Source organism: Streptomyces sp. ADMS (assembly GCF_033441795.1).
In the GTDB taxonomy this organism is placed as follows: domain Bacteria; phylum Actinomycetota; class Actinomycetes; order Streptomycetales; family Streptomycetaceae; genus Streptomyces.
The window spans coordinates 1-5,194 of the sequence record NZ_JAVFVX010000221.1; the positions used below are offsets into that span (position 1 = coordinate 1).

Annotated in this window: 2 rRNA genes; both read left to right on the forward strand. The window is 57.4% G+C overall.

Features of this window, described 5'->3' with window-relative positions:
- The first annotated feature begins 207 nt into the window (after positions 1-207).
- Positions 208-1,734: ribosomal RNA gene (locus tag RB628_RS39350) — 16S ribosomal RNA — on the forward strand.
- A 315-nt stretch (positions 1,735-2,049) separates the two neighbouring features.
- Positions 2,050-5,172, forward strand: a 23S ribosomal RNA gene (locus RB628_RS39355).
- Together the 16S and 23S rRNA genes form the textbook arrangement of a ribosomal RNA operon.
- Positions 5,173-5,194: the final 22 nt, after the last annotated feature.

Sequence of the window (5,194 nt, forward strand, 5' to 3'; positions counted from 1 at the left end):
TCTTGGGTGAGTACGAAGGAAGCGTCCGTTCCTTGAGAACTCAACAGCGTGCCAAAAATCAACGCCAGATATGTTGATACCCCGTCTCTCCCGTTCGGGAGGGCGAGGTTCCTTTGAAGTAAAACACAGCGAGGACGCTGTGAACGGTCGGGCTTATTCCGCCTGACTGTTCCGCTCTCGTGGTGTCGACCCGATTACGGGTAAACATTCACGGAGAGTTTGATCCTGGCTCAGGACGAACGCTGGCGGCGTGCTTAACACATGCAAGTCGAACGATGAAGCCTTTCGGGGTGGATTAGTGGCGAACGGGTGAGTAACACGTGGGCAATCTGCCCTGCACTCTGGGACAAGCCCTGGAAACGGGGTCTAATACCGGATAATACCTTCCCTCGCATGGGGGTGGGTTCAAAGCTCCGGCGGTGCAGGATGAGCCCGCGGCCTATCAGCTTGTTGGTGAGGTAGTGGCTCACCAAGGCGACGACGGGTAGCCGGCCTGAGAGGGCGACCGGCCACACTGGGACTGAGACACGGCCCAGACTCCTACGGGAGGCAGCAGTGGGGAATATTGCACAATGGGCGAAAGCCTGATGCAGCGACGCCGCGTGAGGGATGACGGCCTTCGGGTTGTAAACCTCTTTCAGCAGGGAAGAAGCGAAAGTGACGGTACCTGCAGAAGAAGCGCCGGCTAACTACGTGCCAGCAGCCGCGGTAATACGTAGGGCGCAAGCGTTGTCCGGAATTATTGGGCGTAAAGAGCTCGTAGGCGGTCTGTCGCGTCGGATGTGAAAGCCCGGGGCTTAACCCCGGGTCTGCATTCGATACGGGCAGACTAGAGTGTGGTAGGGGAGATCGGAATTCCTGGTGTAGCGGTGAAATGCGCAGATATCAGGAGGAACACCGGTGGCGAAGGCGGATCTCTGGGCCATTACTGACGCTGAGGAGCGAAAGCGTGGGGAGCGAACAGGATTAGATACCCTGGTAGTCCACGCCGTAAACGGTGGGAACTAGGTGTTGGCGACATTCCACGTCGTCGGTGCCGCAGCTAACGCATTAAGTTCCCCGCCTGGGGAGTACGGCCGCAAGGCTAAAACTCAAAGGAATTGACGGGGGCCCGCACAAGCAGCGGAGCATGTGGCTTAATTCGACGCAACGCGAAGAACCTTACCAAGGCTTGACATACACCGGAAAGCATTAGAGATAGTGCCCCCCTTGTGGTCGGTGTACAGGTGGTGCATGGCTGTCGTCAGCTCGTGTCGTGAGATGTTGGGTTAAGTCCCGCAACGAGCGCAACCCTTGTTCTGTGTTGCCAGCATGCCCTTCGGGGTGATGGGGACTCACAGGAGACTGCCGGGGTCAACTCGGAGGAAGGTGGGGACGACGTCAAGTCATCATGCCCCTTATGTCTTGGGCTGCACACGTGCTACAATGGCCGGTACAATGAGCTGCGATGCCGTGAGGCGGAGCGAATCTCAAAAAGCCGGTCTCAGTTCGGATTGGGGTCTGCAACTCGACCCCATGAAGTCGGAGTTGCTAGTAATCGCAGATCAGCATTGCTGCGGTGAATACGTTCCCGGGCCTTGTACACACCGCCCGTCACGTCACGAAAGTCGGTAACACCCGAAGCCGGTGGCCCAACCCCTTACGGGGAGGGAGCTGTCGAAGGTGGGACTGGCGATTGGGACGAAGTCGTAACAAGGTAGCCGTACCGGAAGGTGCGGCTGGATCACCTCCTTTCTAAGGAGCATCTAGGCCGCCGGGCACTGCCCGGTGGTCCAGGGCCATTACGTCGGCATACGTTCGACGGTGGTTGCTCATGGGTGGAACGTTGATTATTCGGCACTCTTGGCTGTCTTCTCCTTCCAGTACTGTCCTTCGGGGCGTGGAACGAATGAGGGAAGCGGTGAGAGTGCCGGGCACGCTGTTGGGTGTCTGAGGGTATGGCCGCAAGGTCTGTCTTCAGTGCCGGCCCCAGTGAACTCGCCTGTGAAGGGCGGGGTGGTGGGTGGTTGGTCGTTGTTTGAGAACTGCACAGTGGACGCGAGCATCTGTGGCCAAGTTTTTAAGGGCGCACGGTGGATGCCTTGGCACCAGGAACCGATGAAGGACGTGGGAGGCCACGATAGTCCCCGGGGAGTCGTCAACCAGGCTTTGATCCGGGGGTTTCCGAATGGGGAAACCCGGCAGTCGTCATGGGCTGTCACCCACATCTGAACACATAGGGTGTGTGGAGGGAACGCGGGGAAGTGAAACATCTCAGTACCCGCAGGAAGAGAAAACAACCGTGATTCCGGGAGTAGTGGCGAGCGAAACCGGATGAGGCCAAACCGTATGCGTGTGAGACCCGGCAGGGGTTGCGTATACGGGGTTGTGGGATCTCTCTTTCATGGTCTGCCGGCCATGAGACGAGTCAGAAACCGTTGATGTAGGCGAAGGACATGCGAAAGGTCCGGCGTAGAGGGTAAGACCCCCGTAGTCGAAACATTAACGGCTCGTTTGAGAGACACCCAAGTAGCACGGGGCCCGAGAAATCCCGTGTGAATCTGGCGGGACCACCCGTTAAGCCTAAATATTCCCTGGTGACCGATAGCGGATAGTACCGTGAGGGAATGGTGAAAAGTACCGCGGGAGCGGAGTGAAATAGTACCTGAAACCGTGTGCCTACAAGCCGTGGGAGCGTCGCTGTATGTGCTTGCACATGCAGTCGTGACTGCGTGCCTTTTGAAGAATGAGCCTGCGAGTTTGCGGTGTGTTGCGAGGTTAACCCGTGTGGGGAAGCCGTAGCGAAAGCGAGTCCGAACAGGGCGATTCAGTAGCGCGCTCAAGACCCGAAGCGGAGTGATCTAGCCATGGGCAGGTTGAAGCGGAGGTAAGACTTCGTGGAGGACCGAACCCACCAGGGTTGAAAACCTGGGGGATGACCTGTGGTTAGGGGTGAAAGGCCAATCAAACTCCGTGATAGCTGGTTCTCCCCGAAATGCATTTAGGTGCAGCGTCGTGTGTTTCTTGCCGGAGGTAGAGCACTGGATAGGCGATGGGCCCTACCGGGTTACTGACCTTAGCCAAACTCCGAATGCCGGTAAGTGAGAGCACGGCAGTGAGACTGTGGGGGATAAGCTCCATGGTCGAGAGGGAAACAGCCCAGAGCATCGACTAAGGCCCCTAAGCGTACGCTAAGTGGGAAAGGATGTGGAGTCGCACAGACAACCAGGAGGTTGGCTTAGAAGCAGCCACCCTTGAAAGAGTGCGTAATAGCTCACTGGTCTAGTGATTCCGCGCCGACAATGTAGCGGGGCTCAAGCGTACCGCCGAAGTCGTGTCATTGCGATATATACCCCCAACGGGGATCGTGATGGGTAGGGGAGCGTCGTGTGCCGGGTGAAGCTGCGCCGGAAGGCAGTGGTGGACGGTTCACGAGTGAGAATGCAGGCATGAGTAGCGATACACACGTGGGAAACGTGTGCGCCGATTGACTAAGGGTTCCTGGGTCAAGCTGATCTGCCCAGGGTAAGTCGGGACCTAAGGCGAGGCCGACAGGCGTAGTCGATGGATAACCGGTTGATATTCCGGTACCCGCTGTGAAGCGTCAAACATTGAACCAGGCGATGCTAAGTCCGTGAAGCCGCCCTGGAGCCTTCGGGCAAAGGGGAGTGGTGGAGCCGACGGACCAGACCTGCAGTAGGTGAGTGATGGGGTGACGCAGGAAGGTAGTCCATCCCGGGCGGTGGTTGTCCCGGGGTAAGGGTGTAGCCCGTTGTGTAGGCAAATCCGCACAACTTGAGGGTGAGACCTGATGCCGAGCCGATTGTGGTGAAGTGGATGATCCTATGCTGTCGAGAAAAGCCTCTAGCGAGTTTCATGGCGGCCCGTACCCTAAACCGACTCAGGTGGTCAGGTAGAGAATACCGAGGCGTTCGGGTGAACTATGGTTAAGGAACTCGGCAAAATGCCCCCGTAACTTCGGGAGAAGGGGGGCCATCACTGGTGAGGGAATTTACTTCCTGAGCTGGGGGTGGCCGCAGAGACCAGCGAGAAGCGACTGTTTACTAAAAACACAGGTCCGTGCGAAGCCGTAAGGCGATGTATACGGACTGACGCCTGCCCGGTGCTGGAACGTTAAGGGGACCGGTTAGTCACTCTTCGGGGTGGCGAAGCTGAGAACTTAAGCGCCAGTAAACGGCGGTGGTAACTATAACCATCCTAAGGTAGCGAAATTCCTTGTCGGGTAAGTTCCGACCTGCACGAATGGCGTAACGACTTCTCGACTGTCTCAACCATAGGCCCGGTGAAATTGCACTACGAGTAAAGATGCTCGTTTCGCGCAGCAGGACGGAAAGACCCCGGGACCTTTACTATAGTTTGATATTGGTGTTCGGTTCGGCTTGTGTAGGATAGCTGGGAGACTTTGAAGCGGGCACGCCAGTGTCTGTGGAGTCGTCGTTGAAATACCAGTCTGGTCGTGCTGGATGTCTAACCTGGGTCCGTGATCCGGATCAGGGACAGTGTCTGATGGGTAGTTTAACTGGGGCGGTTGCCTCCTAAAGAGTAACGGAGGCGCCCAAAGGTTCCCTCAGCCTGGTTGGCAATCAGGTGTTGAGTGTAAGTGCACAAGGGAGCTTGACTGTGAGACCGACGGGTCGAGCAGGGACGAAAGTCGGGACTAGTGATCCGGCGGTGGCTTGTGGAAGCGCCGTCGCTCAACGGATAAAAGGTACCCCGGGGATAACAGGCTGATCTTCCCCAAGAGTCCATATCGACGGGATGGTTTGGCACCTCGATGTCGGCTCGTCGCATCCTGGGGCTGGAGTCGGTCCCAAGGGTTGGGCTGTTCGCCCATTAAAGCGGTACGCGAGCTGGGTTTAGAACGTCGTGAGACAGTTCGGTCCCTATCCGCTGCGCGCGCAGGAACATTGAGAAGGGCTGTCCCTAGTACGAGAGGACCGGGACGGACGAACCTCTGGTGTGCCAGTTGTCCTGCCAAGGGCATGGCTGGTTGGCTACGTTCGGGAGGGATAACCGCTGAAAGCATCTAAGCGGGAAGCCTGCTTCGAGATGAGTGTTCCCACCCACTAGATGGGGTAAGGCTCCCAGTAGACGACTGGGTTGATAGGCCAGATCTGGAAGCCCGGTAACGGGTGGAGGTGACTGGTACTAATAGGCCGAGGGCTTGTCCTCAGTTGCTCGCGTCCACTGTGTT